This window comes from Pseudonocardia pini (assembly GCF_013870575.1).
In the GTDB taxonomy this organism is placed as follows: domain Bacteria; phylum Actinomycetota; class Actinomycetes; order Mycobacteriales; family Pseudonocardiaceae; genus Pseudonocardia; species Pseudonocardia pini.
In genome coordinates this window covers 1-1,407 of sequence record NZ_JACBXB010001076.1, presented here as the reverse complement: position 1 = coordinate 1,407, position 1,407 = coordinate 1, and the positions used below count along the sequence as shown (strand labels likewise).

Sequence of the window (1,407 nt, the reverse complement as noted above, 5' to 3'; positions counted from 1 at the left end):
CGTCCGCCGCTGCCCGCAGCCGTCGGCTCGGCCGGCTTGGTCCGCTCGCTCGGCTCAGACGGCGGCCGTGGTCGGCTGCAGCACGGCCTCGACGAGCGCGCCGGACCGCAGGTGGGTCCCCTTCTGGTACTCGGGGTCCCGGACCATCTCGGAGAACGCCCGCCTGCTCGGGTAGCGCACGAGGAGCACCGCGTCCCACTCCTGCCCCGGCTCGGCCACGACCGGGGCGCCGCCGTAGCCGTAGTAGACGACCTCCGCCCCGAACGGAGCGGAGGTGCGCCGGAAGTGGGCGATGTACTCGTCATAGCGCTCCCGGCCGCCGTCGGCGAAGCGGAGCAGGTTGAGCATCGTGACCGGTTCGTCCGCCGCCTGCGCGAGGAACGCCTTCAGGTCGGGCCCCGTGGGATCGATCGCCATCGTCGCAGTGTGCAGGACGGCCCGGTCAGGCGGTGCCGACCGGCCGGGCGGCCCACCACGCCGACCAGCCCGCGTCGAGGGCCGCGTAGGCCTCCTCGGTGAGCCCGTAGGTGGTCAGCGTGGCCATCGTGGAGCCCTTCGGCGCCCGCTCCGACGGCGGTATCCCGGCGACGACGAGCAGCCCGTCGCCCCACGGGTCGACCGTGAGCCCGAGCTGGTGGGTCGAGCGGAACCAGACCCGACCGGACACGTCCTCGCCGCGCAGCGTCGTGGTGTACCGCTCGCCCGGGCCCGCGGTCACCGCGTCGAGCCCGAGTGCGCCGACGACCTCGGCGGTCGTCAGGTCGTCCCGCGAGTAGAAGAGGGTGCGCCGGGGGTCGGCGGGGTGCCGGTCCAGGGCGAAGGCCAGCTGGTGGAGGAAGGAGACCCAGCCCTCGGTGATGTCCTGGTAGTAGGCGTCCCACTCCGGGTCGCCGCCGAGCGGGGCCCGGGTGAGCACGATCCGGGCTCCGGTGCCCTCGGGCAGCACGTCGAACCGGTCGCCGCCGCCGATCACGAGCGTCCGGCCGGGCACCTCCTCGACGACGTCGGTGAAGAAGATCGTGTCGATCTCCGCGCCCAGCTCGTCGTACTGCCACCCGTGCCACTGGTGGACGAGGTCGCGGTCGCGCAGGGCCGCCCACGCCCGGTCGGGCGGAGCGGACACGGTCACCTCGATGCGCGGCGTCGGTTCGGTCATGACGGTTCTCCTGTCCCCTCGGTCCCCGGTCCCGGGGACGGTGTGCCTGCCGCGGCGGGATGTCCGCCCACGACCACGCGGTACCGACGCCCGGTCGGCGCGTCGAACCGTTCGGCGAGTGTCCGCAGCGCCTCCGTCAGCTCGTCGGTGAAGCGGTGCACGTCGGCGGGCTGGGCGAACCCGAGCTCGGCCTCGACGGTGAAGGTGAGCAGGCGCGTGCCCGACGCCTCCGCGCCCGCCTGCATCCGGGC

At 74.2% G+C, this 1,407-nt stretch carries 2 protein-coding genes and 1 pseudogene; all 3 read right to left on the bottom strand.

Annotated features, from left to right (window positions below; translation table 11 throughout):
• Positions 1-54 precede the first annotated feature (54 nt).
• Positions 55-417 carry a DUF1330 domain-containing protein gene (locus H5J29_RS32640; protein WP_181784749.1) on the bottom strand — a complete coding sequence of 121 codons (363 nt, stop codon included), beginning with the start codon at positions 415-417 and terminating at the stop codon, positions 55-57.
• A gap of 25 nt (positions 418-442) precedes the next feature.
• Entirely contained in the window at positions 443-1,156 is a 714-nt protein-coding gene (locus H5J29_RS32635; RefSeq protein ID WP_181784748.1) for an SRPBCC family protein, read from the bottom strand.
• Positions 1,153-1,407: pseudogene (locus H5J29_RS32630) on the bottom strand (hypothetical protein); the annotation flags it as partial. The pseudogene H5J29_RS32630 and the gene H5J29_RS32635, both read right to left, overlap by 4 nt.